This is a genomic window from Flavobacterium franklandianum, assembly GCF_007097365.1.
Lineage (GTDB): Bacteria > Bacteroidota > Bacteroidia > Flavobacteriales > Flavobacteriaceae > Flavobacterium > Flavobacterium franklandianum.
The window spans coordinates 72,623-98,129 of sequence record NZ_VJZR01000004.1 but is presented as its reverse complement, the minus strand read 5'-3'; the positions used below and the strand labels follow the sequence as shown (position 1 = coordinate 98,129).

Sequence of the window (25,507 nt, the reverse complement as noted above, 5' to 3'; positions counted from 1 at the left end):
TTTTACTGATTAATTTTTGAAAGGTAGTGAAATAATAAATACACTTCCTTCACCTTCAACCGATTCAATATTTATGGAGCCACTATGCGATAGTACCACAATATCATAACTCAAGGATAATCCAAGTCCAGTTCCTTCTCCAGTAGGCTTTGTGGTGAAAAAAGGTTGCATTATTTTGTCTTTAATGGCATCCGGTATTCCCATTCCGTTGTCTTTTACGGTTATTTCAACGATTTCATTTTTTTGAACTGTTGTCACAGAAACACATGGTTTGTACTCACCTTTTGCTGTTTTTTGTTTTTGGTGTGTTGCATAAAAAGCATTGGTAAACAAATTCAACAACACGCGACCAATATCTTGCGGAATCACGTTTATTTTTGGAAGGTTTGCGTCAAAATTTGTTTCCAGTTCTGCGTTGAAGCTTTTGTCTTTGGCGCGAAGTCCGTGATAAGCCAGTCTTAAATATTCATCGGCTAGCACATTTATATCAGTGGATTCTTTTACATTGTTTCCGGATCGGCTGTGTTGTAACATTCCTTTCACGATACCATCGGCACGTTTGCCGTGATAGTTTATTTTTTCCAAATTTTGTTTGATGTCATTGGCTATTGTTTTAGCTTCGGCCGCATCTCCTTTTGCTATTTCGGCTTCCATTTCGTCAATCAATTCCATACTTACTTCTGAGAAATTATTGACAAAATTTAACGGATTTTGGATTTCGTGAGCAATTCCGGCTGTCAGTTCTCCCAGAGATGCCATTTTCTCAGATTGTATGAGTTGGGATTGGGTTTCTTTCAATTTATGATAGGCTACCTCAATTTCTTTGGCTTGAGCCAGTTCAATTTCTTTGGCCATTACACGCTGTTTTTCAAGAAGTCGTTTTCGTTGGAATCGGTCAATTGAAAATATTACAATTATAAAAAGCAAACCGTAAATTGTATAAGCCCACCAAGTACTCCACCAAGGTGGTGTAATACTGAAATGAATGGAAGCACCCGTTTCATTCCAAACGCCATTACTGTTGGCTGCTTTTACTCTAAAAGTATAGTCGCCTGGCGGCAAATTATAATAATATGCCATACGAACAGTTCCTACTTCACGCCAGTTGTCATCATAGTTCTCGAGTTTATAGGCAAATTTATTACTCGCAGGATTGGCATAATGTATTCCTATATAATTTATAGAAATGTTGTTCTGATTGAAATTGAGCACAATATTTTTCGACTTATAGGGTACATTCTTTGCCAATGAATCATTGTTCACAAAAATTGATAATTCTCCAATTTTAAAATCGGTGATAAACACTTTTGGTGGCGTTGAATTCTTTGTAATATCATTAGGATTAAATACTGTAATCCCGGTTTGACCCCCAAAAATCATCAATCCGTTCGAAGTTTTGAGATAAGATCCATCTGCAAACAATCGTCCTTGAATCCCATCTTCCATCGAAAAGTTGTTAAATTGCTCTTCTTTTAAACTGAATCTACTCATTCCTTCAAAGGTACTAAGCCAAAGCGCCTTGTTTTTTTCGTCGGGTAAAATACCCTGAATACCCATAGAAGGTAAACCATCCTTAATGGTATAGTATTTAATTTTTCCAGTTTTGGTATTGTATTTATTAAGACCACCATTCCAAGTCCCAACCCATAGTATTCCTTCTTTATCTACATATAGTGAATTGATGTCTTGTGATTTTAAAACATCTCCTTTTTTGGGGTCAAATCCGTATCGTTCCACTTTAGCTGTAGAATAATTATACAGAAACAATCCGTTATCAGTCAGCAACCATATTCCAAATTTTGAACTATCATAAATATTGTTTACTGAGTTACTTGAAGTATTGGAACCCGGAAGTTTACTTAAATCGAAATGTTGTAATGTCTTACTATTTTTTCTTTTCAAAAAAGCCCCCTCAGTTGTACAATACCATTGATTGTCCCTACTGTCCTTTTTTAAATTAAAAATATGTAGTTTAGCTAGTTTAGGATCTAGTATAGTTTTTTTACAAATTTTAGTAATTGTATTAAAAAGGAAATACCCTTTATTCGTTTGGATGAGAATCTCGTATGGAGAGAATTCACCAATTGCGGAACAATTTTCAAATCCAGGCAGAATATCGGCAAAAGAATATGGTGTTAAAGAATTATTTTTAGGATCAAATTCATTAAGTCCCCTTTCTGAAGTAATCCAAACTTTACCCTCTCTTTTTTCAAACATTTTATTGACCCAGCCAAATGAAATGGAGTTTTTATCCTCTTTTTTGTAAACATAGGATTTCAATACGGCTTTATTTGCATATCTAAGTAATCCCTGAGAGGGTGTTCCCATCCAAATATTATCGAAGGAATCCAAATGAAGACAGTAGACTTCAACTTTTGCCATTTTTGGATCTTCACTTTCTTTCAATATTTGAAATTGTTCCTTTTTTAATTGAAAATACCCTAAGCCTTTATTTGTTCCAATCCATATATTTCCTTTTGAATCCATCTCCATTTCATTTAAAAAAAGCGGAACTTTATCATTAGCTTGTTTCAAAGGATAGGATTTAATTTTACCGGAATTGGGATTCCATACACTAAGAATAGAATAAATGTTATTGCTTGAAGCCATCCATATATTGCCTTTAGCATCACTTATGATTGTACTATAGTATTTATCAGTTAGAAATTCAGCTATTGGCCAATTTTCTTTATGGATATTTTTATTGTTATCAATCCTAAAAAAACCATTGGAAGCAAAAACCCAAATATTGCCCAATTTGTCTGTGGTAGCTTGATAAATACTTTTTATTTCCACCTTATTTGGGGAATCATAGCGTTGGAGCTGTTCCTTGTTTTTGTCTTTATAGAAAATAGTATGGTTTCCTATACTACCAAATTTACCCCAAGCCCCAAAATAAATTCTACCTTCTAAATCCTCATTTATAGTAGTTATTACAACTCGTTCACCAAAAGGAAAATCAGTTAGTTTTGAGAAATTATAATTCTTAAATGTTTTAGTAACTGGATTGAATTCACTCAATACATTATCTGAAGAGCCAATCCAAATATGTCCATCCTGAGCCTCAAATAGTTTATTAGGTAAAATACTGCCCATTGTTTTTGAATCTTTGGGATCAACATCATAATGTTTGTATTCGTAACCATCGTAACGCACGAGTCCATTATCGGATGCAATCCAAACAACACCTGACTTGTCAGTAATAATATCCCTGATAAGAACGCCTTGTAATTCATTATAAAAGCTAAGATTATTAGGATTAAGTTGTGCTGAAACGGGCGTGAAAAACGCCTGAAAACTTACCAATAAAATAATAAGAAATAGTTTTTTCATAATGCTATATTTAGATTGTAGTTGGCAATTGAATACTAAAAGTACTGGTAAGGGAAATTTTATCTTCGGCAGACAAATACTTGACTTGCTGAATAAAATTTAAAATATATTGCAGGAGTTGATTCATTTATTTCTATTTCTAAAATCACAGAACAAGTTGTGCAATTATGCATTTTTAGTTTACCATTGAAGGTTATGGTAAGTTTTACTTAAAAAAACAATATTCATTTCCCAAAAAAAATCTGATTCAAAATTTAATCAGCTAAGGGAATCCGTAAATAATAAAAAGAATGGGGCGAAAAAAATAATTGAAAAAAATAACAGATTTTTTACTATATCAATTATTGAATTGTAAATTAAATGAAAAATTGTGATAAAATTATTTTTTTTTAACAATAATTTTATTAAAGAATAAAAAATTATATAAATTCCATTTGTTAGGTATAAAATATTCCTATCTGTTTCTTGTGGTAAATGCACATTTCATTTGATGTCTTGCGAATTGCGCTTCAGTTAGTGATTTATTTCACCATAATACTCATCCTCTTTTTCTTCTTCCTCGTGCAAAAGTCTATTGATTGCAGTAAAAACCTCTTTTGAAACCCTAAGAAAAATTCGACTATTATTCACTTATTTGTAGTAATTTTGTAAAACCAGTTTTTAAAAACATCAAAAAAAAACAAAATTATGGGATTTTTTTCAGCATTAATAGGCAACGCAGGAGCGGTAAGCCAAGAAAGTTTAATCAAAGATTATGGTAAATTATTAATCGAAGGCGAAGAAATTGAGTTGGGTTTCAAACTCATTCGCGATGTATTTATCTTCACCACCAAGCGTCTGATTTTGATAGAAAAACAAGGCATAACTGCTAGCAAAATTGAATACAAATCCATTACTTATAAAAGTATCTCCAGATTTAGCATCGAAACAGCAGGCACTTTCGACTTGGAGGCAGAACTTAAAATTTGGGTTTCAAGTGAAACTCATCCAAGTATTGTGAAGCAATTTAATAAATCGGTGAATGTTTATGACGTTCATATGGTTTTGGCGTCGCATGTTTTGGCGTAAATTAATTGCCAAATTCTTTTCACCAAATTCGAACCATTTCACATCTGATTGTAAATATTTTTAATAATCTCAGCAGCATATTTACTTGATATTTTTTTTATAAAAGAGGGGAAATCAATGTGTGCGGTCTCGTCTGCAATGTCTGAGATGGTTCGAATTATACTAAAGGGAATTTCATATTCATAACAAACTTGGGCTACTGCTGCTCCTTCCATTTCTACGCAAAGTACATTTGGTAATTGTGTATTGAGGTTGACTTTTTGTTCATTAGAAGAGAAAAATTGATCTCCGCTGGCAATATCTCCAATGAATAATTTGGGTTGCGAAATATTGAATTCCACCAAATCGTTTTCTCCAATAACCGAATGCAAACTTTTATTTTCAAATACTGTCTGTATTGCTTTTGATGCAATAACCAAATGAGTTGCATCACTTTCAAAATAAGTTTTGGATAGCAACGGAATTTCATATTGGTTCATCAATGGTCTTGCATCCATGTCGTGTTGAATTAATCTTTTACCCAAAACGATGTCACAAATTTTTAGTTCAGAGCTAATGGCTCCGGCAACTCCTGTAAAAAGTAATTCAGTGATTTTAAATTCGTGAATTAATGTAGTTGCTGTTGTTGCAGCAGCGACTTTTCCCCATCTCGAAAAAACCACTACAGTTTCTATTCCATTCAATTGTCCCGAAAAATAGGTTCGTTTCCCCATTGATGATTCAACGCAATCCGAAAGTAATGCCACAACGCCTTCAATTTCTTCGGGCATAGCTCCCATAATTCCAATTCTTCTTTTGCTCATTTGTAGCTACCTTTTTTCAATAAATATACAAATCACAAAGATTATAAAATTATGGGAATTTAATTTACTTTTTATTATTGTTTTGCATTATATTTTCGCAAATATTCCCGCGTTTTCAAACCTGATTCTTGTATATCGGTATCTTTCCAATTTCCGTTTGAATTTGCATATGGTTTAAGAAACGAACAGGTTTCGACTTTGCTAGAAACTGACCAAGTAATCCAACTTATTTTCCTTTCTTCCATCCAATCAATATATTCTTGCCACGACTTGTAATCTAATGGGCCATCACCCGATGCTTCCATTCCAGCCGATTCTGAAACAAAAATAGGCAAACCACTTTTTATGGCTTCATCGGTTCGGTCTCTCAACCATTTTCCGTGAGTGCCCGCATAAAAATGCATCGTGTACATTAAATTATCGAAACCTAAAATTGGGTCTTTGGCTGGTAAATGAATGTCTTGATCCCAATGTGGACTACCCACAAGGATAATATTTTTTGGATCATTTGCCCTTATCACTTTAATAACTTCTTCTGAATATACCTTTACTTCTGCCCAAGATTCATCATTTGGTTCATTGAAAACTTCGTAAATTATATGAGGATATTTTCCGTATTTTTTTGACATTTCGTCAAAGAAAATTTTAGCTTCTTTAAGATGAATGTTATGGCTATGAAAATCAATTATTACATAAATGTCCTGTTTTATAGCTTCTTTTATAACTGCTTCAATCTTTGCTTTGGAATCTTCTGGACTCTGAATAAAACAATTTTGGTCAGCATCTACTCCCATAGCAACTCTCAAAACATTGGCATTCCAATCGTTATGAAGCGTTTTGACTACCTCTTTATTGTAAAATTTTCCCCACCAATTGTGCCATCCGAAACTTAGTCCGCGCAACACAATAGCCTCTCCATTTTTATCTACTAACTGTGTTCCTTTTACGCTAAGCTGTCCGTGTTCTTTGACAAATTGTGCGTTTGCAAAACTACAATTCAAGACAAGCAAAAGCAAAATAATTTTAGATTTGAAGTTCATATTTACTAAATTAAGGAATTAATTTCAAAGTAATAACATCGTGAGCAACAATATCGGCGGTGAAATTCTTTTTGGTGGTTCCTGCTTCTTTGTTTTTCCAAAGATCTATAATTTTGAAGATGTTTTTGTTAAAATCGGCTTCGTAACCAAAATCAGTATCTTTAATAGAATTTTTCTTCCAATCGAAATTGATTTTTTTAGCCACTTCGGTTCGGTTCAAAAAAGTAACTGCCCAAGCACCATCGGACAAAGGTTTTACCCAAACTTCCACTCCGTCTTCTATCGTAAATTTGAATCCTTGAATTCCCAATTTGTCTTGATTTACGGCAATTAAATTTTTGTTGGTTAAAATGGCCAATGTTTCTGGTTTCATTTTTCGGAAATCATTTCCTGCGATTAGCGGAGAAGCCATCATACACCACATTGCAAAATGAGATCGGTCTTCGATGGTTGTCATTTCGTTGCCTACTTCCATCATATCAAAATCGTTCCAATGGTCGGGACCTGAATATTTCCGAATGTCTTTTCTCATTTCGACAATTTTCATAAATCCCCAAGACGACCAATTTTCGGGATGCTTGAATTCGCAATCGAAGCAAGGATAAATATCGCCCGAAATTCTCCAAAGATTTCCAACAGGCTCTCCCCATTCCCACGGTTGATTGTCTCCCCATTCGCAAAGGCTAAATACTATTGGTCTTCCAGCCATTTTTAGCGCATTACTCATTGTATTGTAAGCTTCTTTGGCAGTAATTCCTGCGGTATTACACCAATCGTATTTCAGAAAATCGATTCCTAATTTGGCATAAAAACGAGCATCTTGGTATTCGTATCCTCGAGTTCCTGGATAACCAGCACAGGTTTGTGTTCCGGCGCAATTGTACAACCCAAATTTCAATCCTTTGGAATGCACATAATCGATTACGGATTTCATTCCGCTTGGAAATTTTACAGGATCGGGAATTAAATTGCCATTTTCATCACGCTCTTTGGCCATCCAGCCGTCATCGAGTACAATATAATTGTAACCCGCTGCCGCCATTCCAGACGAAACCATAATATCGGCGGTTTCTTTAACTAATTTTTCGTCGATATTTGTGGCAAATGTATTCCAAGAATTCCAACCCATTGGCGGCGTCATAGCTAGACCTTTGTACTTTCCTAATTCTTGTTTGTGGGTGTTGCCTTGTGCGAAGCCTAGAATTGTTGTTCCGCTTAAAAGCAAAGTGATGAGTAATTTTTTCATTTTATGTTTTAGTTAAATTATAATATTTTGTTTTAGATTAAAATTGCCTCCAACTTTAGCTGGAGGAATAAAATTGCAATAGTTATGAATGGCTTTATCCAAAATTGTATTCCTTTTGGCTAAAGCCAATTTAACATTCATTCCTTTTCCCTCCAGCTAAAGTTGGAGGCAATTCACTAAAGCTGCAGGAAATTCACTAAAGCTGGAGAAAATTCAAATCTAGAGGTAATTCATTTTGTTGTATTTATTTTTATTTCGGCTTTCTTTAATCCATTTGCTGTTGCTGTCAAAATAATTTTGCCTGTTTCCCCCGTCGATTGCACGATAACTTGAGCCAAACCACTAAACAAAGTTCGTTTCCAAGTTGGCGCTGGTGTGAGGATTTGGATTGTTCCCGGATTGGTGTTTACTGTTCCCCATTTGTACTTGTAAATTAAAGGCGTTGTAACAATCGTAATTGTATTTTTTCCTGCTCGAAGATTGGTTTTATCTAATACAAAACTGTCTCCTTTTTTGTTTTCGGGAAGGGCATTTGCAATTAGTTTTCCATTAATATAAATGGATTGCGATTGCCCGATACTGTTATAGAACAAATTGATTTTGGTCTCCTTGAAATTATCCGGTAAATCAAAATCAGTACGATAGATTACGGCTTTGGCTTTCTTTCCAAAAATGGTGTCGCGACTGTCCTTGAAAGCAGAATCCCAATTGGAAACATCCATATTATCAGCAGTTTCAGCCGTATCAAAAATAGAATTAATGATTTTTTCTTTCAGATTTGAAATATTGATAACCGTATTTTGTTCCAAAAATTGGTCAGGTTCTACAGATGTTGGCTTTCCGTTTCCAACGCCGATTATTTTCCCTGGACCAGAAATGGTAAAGGCTACTTCGTTTTCAGAAGTTGGAACATGCAAGCCTGATTTATCTTTGATATCGACGGTAATCATTGCGATATCGGTAGCATTAGCTTGGATTGTTTTTACATTCGATTGCAAGCCAAGAGCAACGGCATCGGAAGTGGTTTTCACTGTTTCGCTTAGAAATTTCTTGCCGTTTTTATAGCCAATGGCTTCCAACGTTCCGGCTTGATAATTGACTTTCCATTCCAAGTGACCATTTTTTTCCATTGTTTTTTTTCCTAAACTTTTTTTGTTGAGGAACAATTCTACTTCATCACAATTGCTGTAAGCCCAAACATCAATGGGTTGTCCTTCTTTTCCTTTCCAATTCCAATGGGGTAAAAGGTGTAAAACGGGTTCGCTTCCCCACCACGATTTTAAATACCAAGCATCGTCTTTATAAAAACCACATTGATCCAACATCCCAAAATAAGAGCCTGTTGCAGGCCAAACGTAAGGTGTGGGTTCGCCACGATAATCAAAACCGGTCCAAATATACATTCCGGCGAGATAATCGCGAGAATCGTAATGTTTCCAACCTTGTTCTATACTGTGTGCATTGGCCGATTGTGGCAGATCGTAAGCGGGTTTGTATTGTTTTTCGTTGTCTTCAAAATAAATTCCGCGTGTGGCAAAAGTGGAGCCTTCTTCGGTTCCCCAACTGGCCAAATTTGGAAATTCACGATGGTGTTTGTCGGTGGTTTCTTTTCCTCCGTGTTTGATATAATTGTAGCCCACAATGTCTAAAACTGTAGCGATTCCGTTATCCCAATTACCACTAATTCCCGCTGTAATTCCTCTTGTGGTGTCGATGGTTTTGGCATAATCTTGTATGGTTCTGGTCATTCTTGCTCCTTTGATGTCGCCTTCAATTCCCCATTCTTCATTGGCTATAGACCAACTTATGATAGAAGGATGGTTTCTGTCTCGAAGCATCATTCTTTTTAATTCGCTCAATTGGGTGCTTGTAATTCCCATTAATCGGGTTTCATCAATCACAACCATTCCCAGTCGGTCACAAGCATCCAATAATTCTGTAGTGGGCGGATTGTGCGAACAACGATAAGCATTTGAACCAAAAGATTTTAAAGCAGCAATTCGAAAATCTTGCAAACCATCAGGCAATGCTGCTCCGATTCCTGCATGGTCTTGATGGTTATTGGTTCCTTTTATTTTAAGATGTTTTCCGTTTAAAAAAAATCCTTCGTTGGCATCAAAACGCAAAGTTCGGATTCCGAAAGTGGTGGTTTGTGTGTCTGTTAATTCCGTTCCTACATAAATATTGATAACCATTTTGTGCAAATACGGATTGTCCACCGACCAAAGTTTTGGATTAAGAATAGATAATGCGGCTTCAAATTCTTTGGATTCCATTGGTCGCAAATTCAGATTATCGATCGTTGCAGTGGCAATAGATTTTCCAGCTGCATCTAAAACAGTATGTACAATTTTGAAGTTTTGGGACTTACTTCCTTCATTAATTACCAAGACTTTCGAAGTGAGTTCAGCATTGTTAGTATTTAATTTGGTTGTACTTACAAAAGTTCCGTCCGATGGAACGTGTAATGGACTGGTTTTGTTCAACCAAACGTGTCGGTAAATTCCGGCTCCTTCGTAAAACCAACCTTCTTCCATCATTGCATCTACTCGAACTGCGATAGTATTTTCTCCACCATAATTGACATAATCGGTAACATCGTATTCGAAACCCAAATAACCCGATGGATTTATTCCCAAATAATGTCCGTTGAACCAAACCGTTGAATTGCGAAAAACACCATCAAAAGCGATGTGGATTCTACGTCCCAAATCGCCTTCGGGAATGTTTATTTTTTTTCGGTACCAACCGATGCTGGCTTCTGGAAATGGTCTTCCAATGTTTTTGAATCCATGACTATAACTAGCTTTCTCGCTAAAACCTTGTTCGACTGCCCAATCGTGTGGCAAATCGAGTTTTCGCCAAGAACGATCGTCAAAATTCGCGGCAGCCGCACCGTCGCCATAAGTGGATTTGGCTAAATAAGAGAAATAACCCGTTCCGTTATTGAAATCTTTGGCAGTATCAAAAGGATGACCAAAGGCAAATTGCCAATTTTTATCGATAGAAATGTGTTCTCGATTTTTGCTATTTGGAGCCGATTGAGAAAACCCTGCAAGACAAAAACTAAGAGAAATAAATAATGAAAATGTAATTTTGAGTGAATTTATCATTAAAGAAAGTTTAAAAAAACTGATTAGCCTATAGAACATACAATGTTAAATAATAATGACTAAAAACAATGATACTTTATTGTCAAAATACAATCATAACTTAACAAAAATTAGAAATTGGCTTAAAAAAGTCGAATTATAAGATACGCTTTAATCCTGAAAAATCTTCTCGATATTGACTCGGAGTACGGTTTTTAATTGCTTTGAAACTTCGGTTAAAATTAGCCAGATTATTATAGCCAGATTTGAATGCAATTTCAGAAACACTCATATCTTTCTCTACCAGCCATCTTGCCGCATATCCTATTCTAATGTCGTTAATATAATTGACAAAAGTCTTTCCTGTACGTTTTTTTATAAATCGATTAAAAGAAATACTGGTCATATTGGCAACACTGGAAACCTCTTCAAGAGTTATTTTTTGAGCAAAGTTTTTCTGAACATATTCATACACCAATTTCATTTTGTCATAATCATCGAAAGTCGCATAATCAACAGTATAAGTAGAAAGAAGTCTTTGATTTCGGGAGTTTGCAAGGTCAAACAATATCGAAGTTATCTCAAGAAAATAGTCCATACCGTCCAATTTTGACAATTTAATCAGTCTTGGCGTGAGTTCATCGGCAACTTTTTTTGAAAATAAAATACCATGAATAGAGCGATTAAACATCTCCTTAATAGGATTCATGATCCTTCTAGAAAGTAAAGAATCTGGAAATAAATTATTATCAAATTGAATTGTAATTTCGTGAATTTTCTTGCTTGTACATTTATTCAATTCCCAACCATGATATAAATTAGGACCAATCAGAACCAGTTCAATAGTTTCAATTTCTTCTATATTATCACCTACAACACGTTTTACGCCTTTTCCATTTAATATAAAATTGATCTCAAATTCAGGATGATAATGTACCGGAAAGTCAAAAGTATCTTTAACTCTGTCAAAGACTAAAAAACTATCAAGCGGGGACAATGGAGGAATTTCTCTATAAAATTTTTTCAAATTACTCATCTCTATTTTTTGTTTGCAATAATATGATATATAATTGATAAAATAATACTATTTAAGCAAGCTACATCAAATTACCTTTGAAATATATAATTACACTATTTTTAGTATTAATATTTATAAAAAACTATAATCATTATAAATAGGACAAGTTTTTATAATTTTGATAATTCTTTAGAAAAATTATCTAAATATATTAAATCAAAAAAAACAAAGCAGTCCCCTCAAAATATGTTTTTTAAACCACTAACAAATAATTATTCCATTCCATGAAAAAACGCTTAATTCTACCCCTTATCTATATTGCTATAGGAATGTCTTGTTCATCGAAAGCTCAAACTAGTAATACTATTTCATCTATTTCAGACAAAAAAGCTACACCTGAAACTAAAATATTGTACAAAAATTTAACAAAATTATCTAATAAAGCAATACTTTTTGGTCACCAAGACGATCTAGCCTATGGTGTTAACTGGAAATATGAAGCCGGAAGAAGTGATGTAAAAGACGTTACTGGTGAGTATCCCGCAGTTTATGGTTGGGATCTTGGTGGATTAGAAAATAAATCAGAGAAGAATATAGACGGCATTCCTTTTGATAAAATGCGTCAATATATAAAAGATGGTCATTCTCGTGGTGGAATTATAACGTTGAGTTGGCACTGTGACAATCCATTAACCGGAAAAAATGCATGGGACATTACTCCAAAATCGCTTGTATCAGCCTTACCTGGTGGCAAAAGCCACGAAAAATTCAAATCCTGGTTGGATGAAGCCGCAAAATATATTCTGACATTAAAAGATAAAAACGGAAAACCAATTCCAATTCTCTATCGACCATACCACGAATTGACTGGCACTTGGTTTTGGTGGTGCAAAAACAATGCAAGTCCAGAAGAGTTTAAGACTTTATGGAAATTCACCTACGATTATTTTCAAATGAAAGGTATTCATAATCTAATCTACGTGTACAACACTGCCGATTTTAAATCTAAAGAAGAATTCTTAGAATATTATCCAGGTTCCGATTATGCTGATGTTTTGAGTTTTGATAATTACCAATACAACGATCCAACAAAAGACAATTCTTTTATTGAAAATTGCCAAAGACAATTCAAAATAATGGATGACATTGCCAAAGAACAAAATAAAATTATGGCCTTTGCCGAAACGGGTTACGAAGCGATTCCGTATGACAAATGGTGGACGAACACTTTGTTGAAAGCCATTGGCGACTATAAAATCTCCTATGTTTTGGTTTGGAGAAACCATGGTTGGCAAGAAAACGAGAAAAAAATGCACTACTATTCACCTTACAAAGGTCAAGTGAGTGAAAAAGATTTTGTTGATTTTTATAAACTTGACCAAATTTTATTCGAGAAAGAAGCAGCAAAAGAAAAACTATACAAAAAATAATCCTTAAACCTTAATACCTCAAAAACCTTTAAAAATGCACGAAAAAATTAGTTTAAAAGAAAAAGTAGGATACGGTTTAGGCGACGCTGCTTCCTCAATGTTTTGGAAAATATTCAGCATGTATCTAATGTTTTTTTACACCGATGTATTCGGAATAGCACCAGCTGTCGTTGGAACAATGTTCTTAATTACCCGTATTTGGGATTCTTGTTTTGATCCATTTGTTGGGATTATGGCCGATAGAACCAAAACGCGTTGGGGCAAATTCAGACCCTATCTACTTTGGACAGCCATTCCCTTTGCATTAATCGGAATCTTAACTTTTTACACACCCGATTTCGACGAAAAAGGAAAAATAATTTATGCTTACGTTACCTATTCATTGATGATGATGGTGTATTCCATAATCAACGTTCCTTATGCCTCGCTTCTTGGTGTGATGTCCTCCGACAGAAAAGAAAGAACAACACTTTCCTCCTATCGTATGGTTTTTGCCTTTGGCGGAAGCTTATTGGCGCTTTGGTTAATTGAACCTTTAGTAAATCATTTTGGGGGAAGTTTAAATTCTAAAACGGGTTGGTTGTACACCATAATGGTTTTCGGAATCATTACTACAATTTTCTTTTGGGGTTGCTTTTTTCTAACCAAAGAAAGAATGGAACCAATCAATGACGAAAAACCAAATTTAAAAGAAGATTTAAACGACCTCTTAAAAAACCGTCCTTGGTGGATTCTTTTAGGTGCAGGAATTGGCGCATTAGTATTCAACTCCATTCGTGATGGTGCTGCCGTTTATTATTTTAAATACTATGTAAGTAGTACGGTAAGCTATAGTATTAATGTCTTTGGAGAAAATTTTGCTATGACACCTACCTCACTATACTTCGTTTTAGGACAAGCTGCTAATATTATTGGAGTCATTGCAGCCACACCAATCGCCAATAAAATTGGAAAAAAGAATACCTTTTTCGGTTCAATGACATTGGCAGCAATTTTAAGTGTAATTTTCTATTTCCTCGGAAAAAACGATGTGATGTTGATCATGGTTTTCCAAGTATTGATAAGCATTTGTGCCGGTTGTATTTTCCCATTGATCTGGTCAATGTATGCCGACAGTGCTGATTATTCCGAATGGAAACAAGGAAGACGTGCTACTGGACTGATATTTTCTGCTTCTTCGATGTCACAAAAATTTGGTTGGACAATAGGTGGTGCTGCAACAGGATGGCTTTTGGGGTATTATGGCTTTCAAGCCAATGTAGAACAAACCGCAGTAACCCAAAACGGAATTCAGTTAATGTTGAGTATTCTTCCAGCAATTGCTGCTGGAGTTTCGGTATTATTCATTCTACTCTATCCATTAACCGAAGAAAAACTAGAAACAATCGAACACGAATTAAGTAACAAAAGAAATACAACAAAATAATTTTTGATTTTTACATTAACACCCATGAGTACAACAACAAATACAATTTTCGATAAAAGAAAAGCAGCAATTGAAAAAGAATTTCAACAATTGATCGAGAAAAAAAACGAACCACAATCTACTGTTGGAAATGGAATCTTCGAGAGATATAAAAACCCTGTTGTAACCAGAAATCACGCTCCAATAGAGTGGCGTTATGATTTAAACGAAGCCACGAATCCATTCTTAATGGAACGCATTAGTATCAATGCCGCCTTCAATGCTGGGGCAATGAAATGGAATGACAGCTATATACTTGTAGTTCGTGTGGAAGGTGTGGACAGAAAATCGTTTTTTGCCATTGCCGAAAGCCCAAATGGGGTTGATAATTTCAAATTTTGGGATAAACCTTGCGTGATTCCACAAACCGAAGAGCCAGATACCAATGTTTATGATATGCGTTTGGTACATCACGAAGACGGCTGGATTTACGGTATTTTTTGTACCGAGAGAAAAGATCCAAAGGCACCAAAAGGCGATACGAGTTCGGCTATAGCCAATGCAGGAATTGTACGCACCAAAGATTTAGTGAATTGGGAACGTCTTCCTGATTTAATTTCGAATACAGGTCAACAAAGAAATGTAGTGATGCATCCTGAATTCGTGAACGGAAAATATGCCCTTTACACAAGACCACAAGACGGATTTATCGATGTAGGAAGCGGTGGTGGAATTGGATTGGGTTATGTAGACGATATGAAAAATCCAATTGTAATAAACGAAAAAATCATTTTCGGAAAACAATACCATACCATTTATGAACTAAAAAACGGATTGGGTCCAGCACCGATTAAAACAGAAAAAGGTTGGTTGCATTTGGCACACGGAGTACGAAATACCGCTGCGGGATTGCGTTACACACTGTATATATTTATGACCGATTTAAACGATATTTCAAAAGTAACTCACGTTCCAGCAGGACATTTTATGGGACCACAAGACTCCGAAAGAGTGGGCGATGTATCCAATGTATTGTTTTCGAATGGCTGGATTGCCGATGAAGACGGAACTGTTTTTATCTATTATGCCGCATCAGATACAAGAATGCACGTTGCCGTTTCTTCGGTTGAAAAATTAGTAGATTATGTACTGAATACGCCCGAAGATACTTTTATATCAGCTGGTTCTGTGAATACTATCATCTCTCAAGTGAATAAGAATAAAGAAATTAAATAAGTGTCTGTCAGCTCCGCAAAGTCTCCGACTTTGAGGATGTGAATGGCGGTCTCTGACCGCTTCTAAACCAAATAGTTATAAAAATAAATCGTGTCAACACAAACAATACATCTAAAAACCGAACTCACCACTGAACTCGACAACATTCTTGAATATTGGTCAAAAAATACTATTGACCAAAAAAATGGCGGTTTTATTGGTCAAATAGATTGCAATGAATACAAAAATTTTGAAGCGGAAAAAGGCTCTGTTCTAAATGCTCGAATTCTTTGGTCATTTTCTGCTGCTTATTCAATCACAAAAAACGAAGCACACAAAAAAATTGCCAAAGATGCTTTCGAATTCATTCTAACGTATTTTTATGATATCGAATTTGGTGGAATTTTCTGGAGCATTAATCCTGATAAAACACCAAAAGATACCAAAAACCAAATTTATGCTTTGGCTTTTGTGATTTATGGATTGACTGAATACTATGAAATTTCCAATGACGAAAGAGCGCTGAGATTTTCTGTAATACTATATAACAGAATACAAAAACACAGCTACGACCCAATAAAAAAAGGCTATTTCGAAGCTTTTACCCGCGATTGGCAACCTATCGAAGATTTGCGTTTGAGCGATAAAGATGCTAACGAAAAAAAGACAATGAATACCCATTTGCATATCGTTGAAGGCTATGCGAATTTGTACAAAGTGTGGAAAAACGAAAATCTAAAAAATGATATAATTGAATTGCTAGAAGTCATTGAAACGCATTTTATCAACAAAGAAACAGGTCATTTACGATTATTTTTTAACGAAAATTGGATCGAAAAACCAGACGTAACCTCTTATGGACACGACATTGAAGCCGCTTGGTTATTATTGCAATGTGCCGAAATTACTAAAAACGAAGCACTAATCGAACGCTACAAAAAATATGCAATTCTCCTAACCGATGCCACTTTCGAAGGAATTGACCCAAATGACGGCGGACTTTGGTACGAATTAGAACCCAAAGAGAACAAGTTGATAGCAGAAAAACATTGGTGGCCTCAATCCGAATTAATGATTGGTTTCTACAATGCCTACCAACTTTCAAACGACAAAAAATATTTGGATGTCGTACTCAAAAACTGGGAATTCGTAAAGGACTATATTTTAGACAACAAAAATGGAGAATGGATTTGGGGTATCAATAAAGATTATTCCAAAATTGAAAAAGACAAAACTGGTTTTTGGAAATGTCCATATCATAATACTAGAGTATGTATTGAATTAATACATCGAATAAAACCTCTCTTTAACTAAATAAAATCATTAATTAATATCCTAATGAAAAACCTAAAAAAACAATTTCTGTTTTTACTTGTCATTCTAATATTTTTCCAAGCTACAGCTCAAGAAAATGTAACAAAACTGAACGATGGAATAGAAATTAAGATAAAAAAACCGCAACGAAATGATGCTGCTGTTCTTAGAATTCAAGTAGTTTCCAATTCGATTTTGCATATTACAGCGAGTCCAACCTCAACGTTTGACAGTACAAAAAGCTTAATGCTTATTGATTTAAAACCCAACATAGCTAAATTCGAGGTAAAAAGCACCAACGATAATGTTACGATTTCAACTGCAACTTTGAATGCTACCGTTTCGACAGAAACAGGTGAAATAATCTTTAAAGATGAAACTGGAAATACACTTTTGCAAGAAACCAAAGGTGGCGGAAAAACAATAACTGGAACTACGCTGGACGGAAAACAATCCTATATCGTAAAACAATCCTTCACTGGCGAAACCGACGAAGCTTTGTACGGATTAGGGCAACACCAAAATGGGATTTTCAATTACAAAGGAACCAAAGTTTTATTATCACAATACAATACTGAAGTAGCCATTCCTTTCTTGGTATCGAGCAAAAACTACGGGATTTTATGGGATAACAACTCGCTTACCAAGTCGGTTGATACTCGAGATTTCGAAAAGATTTCTACCTTAAGATTGTATTCTGATAAGGGAGACAAAGGCTGGTTGACCGCAACTTACACCAACAAAAAAGGGCCATCAAAAGTACTTTCTCTCCCAGAATCTTTTATCGATTATAGCTTTATTCCATCCTTGAAACACCTTCCGGAAGGAATTGTATTAGAAAACACTACCGTAAAATGGGAAGGTGCTTTTGAAACTGATTTTTCGGGTGAACACCAATTTAATCTTTGGTCATCTGGTTATACCAATGTGTATATCGACGATAAACTAGTAGCAGCAAAATGGAGACAAGGTTGGAATGCAACCAACGAATTGATTCGAATCAATCTTGAAAAAGGCACAAAACACAAACTAAAAATTGAGTGGGATCCATTGGGAAATGAATCTTTCATTTGCTTTAACTGGTCAAAACCATTAACCGAAACACAAAAAAATGAATTTGCTTTTGAATCGGAAGCTGGTCAAAAAATAGATTATTTCTTTGTTTCTGGAAAAAATATAGACGAAGTAATAAGCGGTTATAGAACCCTTACGGGAAAAGCGACTATGATGCCCAAATGGTCGATGGGATTTTGGCAAAGTCGTGAACGCTACAAAACACAAGACGAAATACTAAACACGGTTGCCGAATTCCGTAAAAGAAAAATTGGATTAGACAATATTGTACTCGACTGGAGATACTGGAGAGAAGGTCAATGGGGAAGCCATGAATTTGACCCAGAACGTTTTCCTGACCCAAAAGGAATGATAAAAACACTTCACGAAAAATACAATACCAAATTAATGATTTCGGTTTGGGCAAAATTCTATGAAGATACTCAAAACTACAAAGATCTTGAAGCCAAAGGCTATATCCTAAAAAGAAACGTGGTCGAAAACCGAAAAGATTGGTTGGGTTTTAACAATGCCATTTACGACCCGTTCCATCCCGAAGCCCGAAAAGAATTTTGGAAATTAATCAACAAAAACATCTATACCACCGGAATCGATGCTTGGTGGATGGACGCTTCAGAACCAGATGTTCACAGTAATATGCCTCCCGAAGTTCGAAAAGAAATGATTGGAAACACCTACCTTGGAGCGCCAGAAATCAACTATAACGCATTCTCCTTGATGAATGCCAAAGGAATTTACGAAGGCCAACGCAGTGTAGATCCCAACAAAAGAATCTTTATGCTGACTCGTTCGGGTTTTGCAGGTTTGCAACGTTATGCTGCAGCCACTTGGAGTGGTGATATTGGCTCTCGATGGGAAGATTTGAAAAATCAAATTCCTGCTGGTTTGAACTTTACAATGTCTGGATTACCGTATTGGACAAGTGATATTGGAGGTTTTTCTGTAGAAACTCGTTACGAAAACGCAACAGGCGAAACACTAGAAGAATGGAGAGAATTAAACGCTCGTTGGTATCAATATGGCGTTTTTTGTCCACTATTTAGAGCTCACGGTCAATTTCCATACAGAGAAATTTACAACATTGCACCTGAAGATCATCCAGCATACAAAAGCATCTTGTTCTACAACAAATTACGGTATCGAATGATGCCTTATATTTATTCTTTAATTGGACAAACGTATCATAACGATTACACGATGATGCGTGGACTTCCAATGGATTTTAATTCTGATAAAAAAGTTTTAAATATCGCCGATCAATTTATGTTTGGCCCAGCATTGCTTATAAATCCAGTAACCGAATACAAAAAACGCAGTCGTGAATTGTATTTACCAAACACCAATGGTTGGTACAATTTGTACACTAGCGAATTCCTAAAAGGTGGTCAAACCATTACTGCCGAAGCAACTTACGAACAAATTCCGTTGTATGTAAAAGAAGGTTCTATTTTGGCTTGTGGACCCAATATTGAATATACTTCACAAAAATCGTCGGAGCCTTTTACTATTTATGTTTATACCGGAAAAGACGTTTCTTTTAGTTTATACGAAGATGAAAATACAAATTACAATTACGAGAAAGGGAAGTTTTCTACCATTGAATTTAAATATAACGAAGCTTCAAAAACATTGACTATCGCAAACAGAACAGGAAGTTTTGACGGAATGCAAAAAAACAGAGCTTTCAATATTGTCTTCATTGGGAAAAATAAAAATGCAACTTTCAATTTGATTTCAAACGCAAATGAAGGACAAAAAGTGAAATATAATGGTAATAAATTAGAAGTGAAATTCTAAAAAAATTCGATCTAATTATAGAGCTTAAAAAGCAGTATTTAAAAATATTATTATGAAAAAATCAGCATTACTACTAGTTTTATCTCTTTTTAGTTTGGGAAATTTTTCTTGTCAAGCACAAAAAAAACAACCCAAGATCACGGTCAAGGAAACACAATTCTTCAAAGGCGACAAACCTTATTCCTATATTGGAACCAATTATTGGTACGGAAGTTTATTGGCTTCGAAAAAAGTGGGTGACCGAAAAAGATTGTTGCGTGAACTGGATTTAATGCAGAAAAATGGCATCGATAACTTGAGAATTCTTGTTGGTGGCGATGGCGGAAAATACGATTTTACCGTTCGCCCTGCTTTACAATACGAACAAGGAAAATACGACCAAGATTTACTCGACGGTCTGGATTTCTTGATTTCCGAAATGGGCAAACGCAAGATGTACGCCGTTTTATTTTTGACCAACAACTGGGAATGGTCGGGTGGAATGTCGCAATACTTGGAATGGAACGGAAAAGGACCAATTCCCGTTCCTGCAATCCCACCAAATACGTGGCCTCAGTATATGTCATACACCGAAAAATTCCACAGTTGCGAACCGTGTATAGAAGCCTTAAACAATCACGTGAAGTATATTATGACCAGAACAAATGCCTACACCAAAAGAAAATATACCCAAGACAATACCATTATGGCTTGGCAAGTAGGCAACGAACCCCGACTTTTTACGGAGGAAAACGAAGCTAAATTCACGGGTTGGCTGAATAATATTGTCAATTTGATGGATAGTTTAGACAAAAACCATTTGATTTCGACCGGTTCCGAAGGGTTGAATAGTTCGAATGACAAGATAGAAATTTTCGAGAGAACCCATCAAAATCCGAATATCGATTATTTAACGATGCACATTTGGCCTAAAAACTGGAATTGGTTCAAAGCCGACGATGCCGATAAAACGTTACCAACCACATTAGAAAATACAGGTAAATATATTGATGCTCACATCAAAGTGGCACAAAATCTAAAAAGACCCATCATTATTGAAGAATTTGGTTTGCCTAGAGAAAATGAAAGTTTAGTTTCCAGTTCCTCTGTTGCCAATCGAAATGTTTTTTACAACTATATCTTCAATAGAGTTTTAGAAAGTCATAAAAATAATGGAGTGTTGCAAGCGGCCAATTTTTGGGGATTTGGTGGCGAAGGAAAAGCCGTTACCCCAGACGGGAAATGGAATCCCGGAGATCCATTAACAACCGATCCACCACAGGAACCACAAGGGCTGAACAGTGTTTTTTCGTCGGACAAATCGACTTTAGATATTGTGAAAAAATATAATTTGGAGTTGAAGTAAAATTAAATTATTGAATTACAATTCAATGATGATTTTTTAATTGTCCCTATTTTGAATTGCCTCCAGCTTTGATTTGCCATTAGCTTTGAATTGCTTCCAGCTTTGAATTGCCTCCAGCTTTAGCTGGAGGAATAGGAAATGAATATAAAATTGGCTTTAGCCAAAAAAACATACAATTTTGGCTAAAACCAATTCTACAATTGCTGATTTTTTCCCTCCAGTCAAAGCTGGAGGCAATTAAAATAAAAATTCTCAAAATCGTCTCAAATGAAAACAATAATCCTAGCATTTTATTTTTTGTTTATTTACACTTCCTATTCCCAAAAGAAGGAAAACTTTCAATTGCTTTCTCCTAACGGAAAAATTGAAATTAAAATAGTTGTTGACGAAACTATAAGTTGGTCTATTTTGAATAAAAAAGACCTTTTTTTGGCTCCTTCGGCAATGTCGATGACTTTGGATAAAAACGTAATTTTAGGTAAAAACCCAATACTTTTAAATACAAAAAAGGAAAGTATTCGCACTTCATTTGAAACACCATTTTACAAAAAAAAATCTGTTCAAGATCATTACAATCAATTAGTATTGAACTTCAAAGGCGATTTCAGTGTTGAATACCGCGCTTTCGATGATGGGGTTGCGTATCGGTTTCTAACCAAAAAGAAAGGCAATATTACCGTAAAATCAGAAGAAGTGGTTTTGAATTTTGACCAAGACTACAGTACTTTAATGCCTTATGTTCGAGATTTAAGAAACCCAAAAGACCCCTATATTTCTTCATTTGAATCACATTACGAAAACAAAAAAATCAGCGAATTTGCCAAAGATACTTTAGCTTTTCTACCCTTTTTAATAGATTTAAAAAACCAGAAAAAAGCCGTTTTCCTCGAATCCAATCTTCAAGATTATCCTGGAATGTATGTTACAAATAACAAATCAAAATCAGGATTCGAAGCTCGTTTCCCTAAATACCCTTTGCAGGAAATGAACGGCGGTTTCAATTTTCTAAACAAATTAATTAGCCAAAGAACCGATTATTTGGTTACCACAAATGGCAATCGAAATTTCCCTTGGCGAATTGTGGTTATTTCAGAAAACGATGCCGCTTTGACCAATAACGATATGGTACAACGATTGTCCGAACCTTCCAAAATCAAGGATGTTAGCTGGATAAAACCCGGTAAAGTCGCTTGGGATTGGTGGAACGATTGGAACATTTACAAGGTCGATTTTCAAGCGGGAATCAACACCGAAACCTATAAATATTACATCGATTTTGCTTCCAAAAACAAGGTAGAATACATTGTTTTGGACGAAGGTTGGAGTGTGGAAACCAATATTATGGAACACAACCCAAAAGTGGATTTGAAAACCTTAATCGGGTATGGTAAAGAAAAAAATGTTGGGATAATTCTGTGGTGTTCTTGGATGGCATTACATGAAAATATAGATGTGATTTTCAAAAATTACTCCGATTTGGGTGTCAAAGGTTTTAAAATCGATTTTCTGGACAGAGACGATGCCAAAATGGTGAATTCCGTGTATGAAATTGCTCAAAAAGCAGCCAATCATAAGTTGTTGCTCGATTTTCATGGCATGTACAAACCAACAGGAATTCAGCGGACTTATCCCAATATTTTGAATTTTGAAGGTGTAAAAGGTATGGAAAACAACAAATGGACACCCAACGATGATGTTCCTACTTACGACTGTTCCATTCCGTATATCCGAATGATGTCTGGTCCAATGGATTATACACCCGGAGCCATGCGAAACGCCACAAAAAGTGAATTCAAACCCAGCAATTCGAACCCTGTAAGCCAAGGAACGCGATGTCACCAACTGGCGTTGTACACTATTTTTGAAGCGCCTTTGCAAATGATGGCCGATAGCCCAACGGCTTACATAAAGGAACAAGAAAGCACCGATTTTATTGCAAAAATCCCAACCACTTTCGATGAAACCGTTGCTTTAAACGGCGAAGTTGGAAAATACATTTCTATAGCCCGAAAAAAAGGAAGTACTTGGTATTTAGGAGCCATTACCAACTGGAACGGCAGAAACATAACTATTGATTTCTCCTTTTTGGAAAAAGGAAAAACTTTCGAAGCCGATTTATTTACCGATGGATTAAATGCTGAAAAAGCTCCAGTCGATTACAAAAGAGAAAAAATCACTGTGGATTCCTCGACTAAAATGACCTTTCATTTGGCTAGTGGCGGTGGTTTGTCAGCAATTATTACAGCTAAATAAGAATAGCTTTTAAAAGCAAAAAAGGGAGCAAGTTTATATTTGCTCCCTTTTTTGCTTTTAAAATATTTTCAATCTTATCGATGATAATTTTTAAAATTTTTAATTGTCTCCAGCTTTGAATTTCCTCCAGCTTTAGCTGGAGAAAAAGAAATGAATATCAAATTAGCTTTAGCCAAAAAACATACAATTTTGGCTAAAGCCAATGCACTATTGCTGATTTTTTTCCCTCCAGCTAAAGCTGGAGGCAATTGAGAAATTGCAAAGATTAGTTTTTAAAAGAATTAAATTTTGTCAAAATCAAATTCATTTCTGTTTTGTCAAGCCTATCTTCAAAATGTCTATTAATCCAATACTCAGCAGTATCAAAGTCTATTTTTATAGCATAAATAAAACTAAGAATGTATTCAAATGATATAATTCTTCTTCCTATTTCATATGGTGGATTATTTATGTCATTCAATAGATTTGATATATTTTGTTCTATAGTTTTGTTTTCTTCAAACCATTCTTTTAGTTTAGAGATATTATTTTCAATAACATTATTTAAACTTTTTCTAAATTTATCTTCATTTACGGTACTTATTTTGTCGGGATTTATTGGACTGTTATTTTCATAACTTTTTTGCCAACCTTCCAATCTTTTATAATAAATGATTTTGGTTGATTTGTTAGTTTTATGATAAGTTAACTTTTTCTGTGATGAAATTGTTGGAATAAAATCGTAACAGATCCCAAAAGAGAATGAGCCTCCAAAACCTTTAAAAACATTGTATTCTATAACATATTTAATGCCCTGTGCGTTAAAATCACTAAACCATAAATATTTACCATTCCAATTATTTAGTCCAATTTTCGCAAATTTTGGTGTTACAATTTCATTAAAAATCTCAAGTCTCTTTTCTAATAGAACTTCATCTAAATTTTTTATATCGTTGTAGATTTCATCAATTGCTTTTCTTCGATTAATTATGTCTATAATTTTTTTTAAAAAAATCATATAGATTTCATTTTTTTTAAATTAATCCAACTCCCAATTTCAAACCGACGCCAAAATCGCTTCAATCTTGTCCAATTCCGCTTGTGTAAAATCGATATTTCCCAACGCATCAATATTGTTTTGCAATTGTCCCACCGAACTCGCACCAATCAAGACCGAGGTAATTCTATTGTCTTTGAGCAACCAAGCCAGCGCCATTTGAGCCAAAGATTGATTTCTACTTTGTGCGATGTCATTCAAGGCAACGATTACCTTAATTTTTTCTTCGGTAATATCTTCTGCTTTTAGAAAACCATTTGGGTTGGAAGCTCTTGAATTTTCTGGAATTCCTTTTAAATATCTATCAGTCAAAAGTCCTTGTGCCAAGGGTGAAAAGGCGATACAACCAATTCCTTTTTCGCCCAAAACATCGAGCAACCCTTCTTCGGGTGTGCGAACAAACATCGAATATTTCACTTGATGAATCAAACAAGGCGTTCCCAATTGTTTTAGAATCGCTGCAGCTTCTACAGTTTGTTCTGGGGGATAATTGGATATTCCGGCGTACAAAGCTTTTCCGCTTCGAACCGCATAATCCAAAGCCGTCATCGTTTCTTCCAAAGGTGTTTCTGGGTCAAAACGGTGCGAATAAAAAATATCGACATAGTCCAAATCCATTCGTTTCAAACTTTGATCTAAACTCGACAACAGATATTTGCGTGAACCCCAATCGCCATAAGGTCCCTCCCACATACCATAACCTGCCTTGGTCGAAATCACGATTTCATCACGAAGGTTTCCTTGAAAATTATTTTTGAGGATTTTACCAAAATTAGTCTCCGCTGAACCTGGAATTGGTCCGTAATTATTGGCCAAATCAAAATGGGTAATTCCTTTATCGAAAGCAGCTTTGGCAATACTTTCGGCATTTTCGAATGAATCCACCGAACCGAAGTTGTGCCATAATCCCAAGGAAATTTGCGGCAATTTCAAACCACTTTTTCCACATCTATTGTATTCCATTTGATTAATATAAAAAGGTTTAAATATAAAACACGAATTTCACGATTTTTCACCAATTAATTAGTGTCCATTCGT

General features: G+C 35.2%; 16 protein-coding genes. 8 read left to right on the top strand and 8 right to left on the bottom strand.

Annotation, left to right across the window (positions count from 1 at the left end):
- Positions 1–9: 9 nt before the first annotated feature.
- A complete protein-coding gene (locus tag FNW17_RS06830) occupies positions 10–3,333 on the bottom strand; it encodes a sensor histidine kinase (protein ID WP_144071238.1) in 3,324 nt (1,107 codons plus the stop codon).
- Between the two features lie 687 nt (positions 3,334–4,020).
- On the opposite strand from FNW17_RS06830, the gene FNW17_RS06825 reads away from it, so the two are divergent.
- Positions 4,021–4,401 carry a PH domain-containing protein gene (locus FNW17_RS06825; protein ID WP_144071237.1) on the top strand — a complete coding sequence of 127 codons (381 nt, stop codon included), beginning with the start codon at positions 4,021–4,023 and terminating at the stop codon, positions 4,399–4,401.
- A gap of 38 nt (positions 4,402–4,439) precedes the next feature.
- On the opposite strand, the gene FNW17_RS06820 is transcribed toward FNW17_RS06825, so the two are convergent.
- From FNW17_RS06820 to FNW17_RS06800, 5 genes are all read right to left on the bottom strand, one after another.
- Positions 4,440–5,204, bottom strand: coding sequence for a 5'-methylthioadenosine/adenosylhomocysteine nucleosidase (locus FNW17_RS06820; RefSeq protein WP_144071236.1), 765 nt, complete (start codon positions 5,202–5,204; stop codon positions 4,440–4,442).
- Between the two features lie 74 nt (positions 5,205–5,278).
- On the bottom strand, positions 5,279–6,244 hold the full coding sequence (locus FNW17_RS06815) for a glycoside hydrolase family 5 protein (RefSeq protein ID WP_143390904.1): 966 nt from the start codon (positions 6,242–6,244) through the stop codon (positions 5,279–5,281).
- A 10-nt stretch (positions 6,245–6,254) separates the two neighbouring features.
- Positions 6,255–7,490, bottom strand: coding sequence for a glycoside hydrolase family 27 protein (locus FNW17_RS06810; protein WP_144071235.1), 1,236 nt, complete (start codon positions 7,488–7,490; stop codon positions 6,255–6,257).
- 230 nt (positions 7,491–7,720) lie between these two features.
- The gene (galA, locus tag FNW17_RS06805) at positions 7,721–10,603 is read right to left on the bottom strand and encodes a beta-galactosidase GalA (RefSeq protein WP_144071234.1); all 2,883 of its coding nucleotides are present in this window, start codon (positions 10,601–10,603) and stop codon (positions 7,721–7,723) included.
- A 136-nt stretch (positions 10,604–10,739) separates the two neighbouring features.
- Complete coding sequence (locus FNW17_RS06800; RefSeq protein ID WP_143390901.1) at positions 10,740–11,618, bottom strand: AraC family transcriptional regulator; 879 nt, start codon at positions 11,616–11,618, stop codon at positions 10,740–10,742.
- 266 nt (positions 11,619–11,884) lie between these two features.
- On the opposite strand from FNW17_RS06800, the gene FNW17_RS06795 reads away from it, so the two are divergent.
- The 7 genes from FNW17_RS06795 (at position 11,885) to FNW17_RS06765 (ending at position 23,433) form a co-directional block, all read left to right on the top strand.
- Positions 11,885–13,030 carry a glycoside hydrolase family 26 protein gene (locus tag FNW17_RS06795; protein WP_144071233.1) on the top strand — a complete coding sequence of 382 codons (1,146 nt, stop codon included), beginning with the start codon at positions 11,885–11,887 and terminating at the stop codon, positions 13,028–13,030.
- Between the two features lie 34 nt (positions 13,031–13,064).
- Positions 13,065–14,456 carry an MFS transporter gene (locus FNW17_RS06790; RefSeq protein WP_143390899.1) on the top strand — a complete coding sequence of 464 codons (1,392 nt, stop codon included), beginning with the start codon at positions 13,065–13,067 and terminating at the stop codon, positions 14,454–14,456.
- Between the two features lie 24 nt (positions 14,457–14,480).
- The gene (locus FNW17_RS06785) at positions 14,481–15,671 is read left to right on the top strand and encodes a glycoside hydrolase family 130 protein (RefSeq protein ID WP_143390898.1); all 1,191 of its coding nucleotides are present in this window, start codon (positions 14,481–14,483) and stop codon (positions 15,669–15,671) included.
- Between the two features lie 90 nt (positions 15,672–15,761).
- Complete coding sequence (locus tag FNW17_RS06780; RefSeq protein ID WP_143390897.1) at positions 15,762–16,964, top strand: AGE family epimerase/isomerase; 1,203 nt, start codon at positions 15,762–15,764, stop codon at positions 16,962–16,964.
- A 24-nt stretch (positions 16,965–16,988) separates the two neighbouring features.
- The gene (locus FNW17_RS06775; protein WP_143390896.1) at positions 16,989–19,835 is read left to right on the top strand and encodes a TIM-barrel domain-containing protein; all 2,847 of its coding nucleotides are present in this window, start codon (positions 16,989–16,991) and stop codon (positions 19,833–19,835) included.
- A gap of 52 nt (positions 19,836–19,887) precedes the next feature.
- Positions 19,888–21,180, top strand: coding sequence for a glycoside hydrolase 5 family protein (locus FNW17_RS06770; protein WP_143390895.1), 1,293 nt, complete (start codon positions 19,888–19,890; stop codon positions 21,178–21,180).
- A 267-nt stretch (positions 21,181–21,447) separates the two neighbouring features.
- Complete coding sequence (locus FNW17_RS06765) at positions 21,448–23,433, top strand: glycoside hydrolase family 97 protein (RefSeq protein ID WP_144071232.1); 1,986 nt, start codon at positions 21,448–21,450, stop codon at positions 23,431–23,433.
- Positions 23,434–23,698: 265 nt separating this feature from the next.
- Here FNW17_RS06765 and FNW17_RS06760 read toward each other — a convergent pair whose 3' ends face one another.
- Positions 23,699–24,430 carry a hypothetical protein gene (locus FNW17_RS06760; RefSeq protein WP_144071231.1) on the bottom strand — a complete coding sequence of 244 codons (732 nt, stop codon included), beginning with the start codon at positions 24,428–24,430 and terminating at the stop codon, positions 23,699–23,701.
- 39 nt (positions 24,431–24,469) lie between these two features.
- Positions 24,470–25,432, bottom strand: a complete 963-nt coding sequence (locus tag FNW17_RS06755; protein ID WP_144071230.1) for an aldo/keto reductase — start codon at positions 25,430–25,432, stop codon at positions 24,470–24,472.
- Positions 25,433–25,507: the final 75 nt, after the last annotated feature.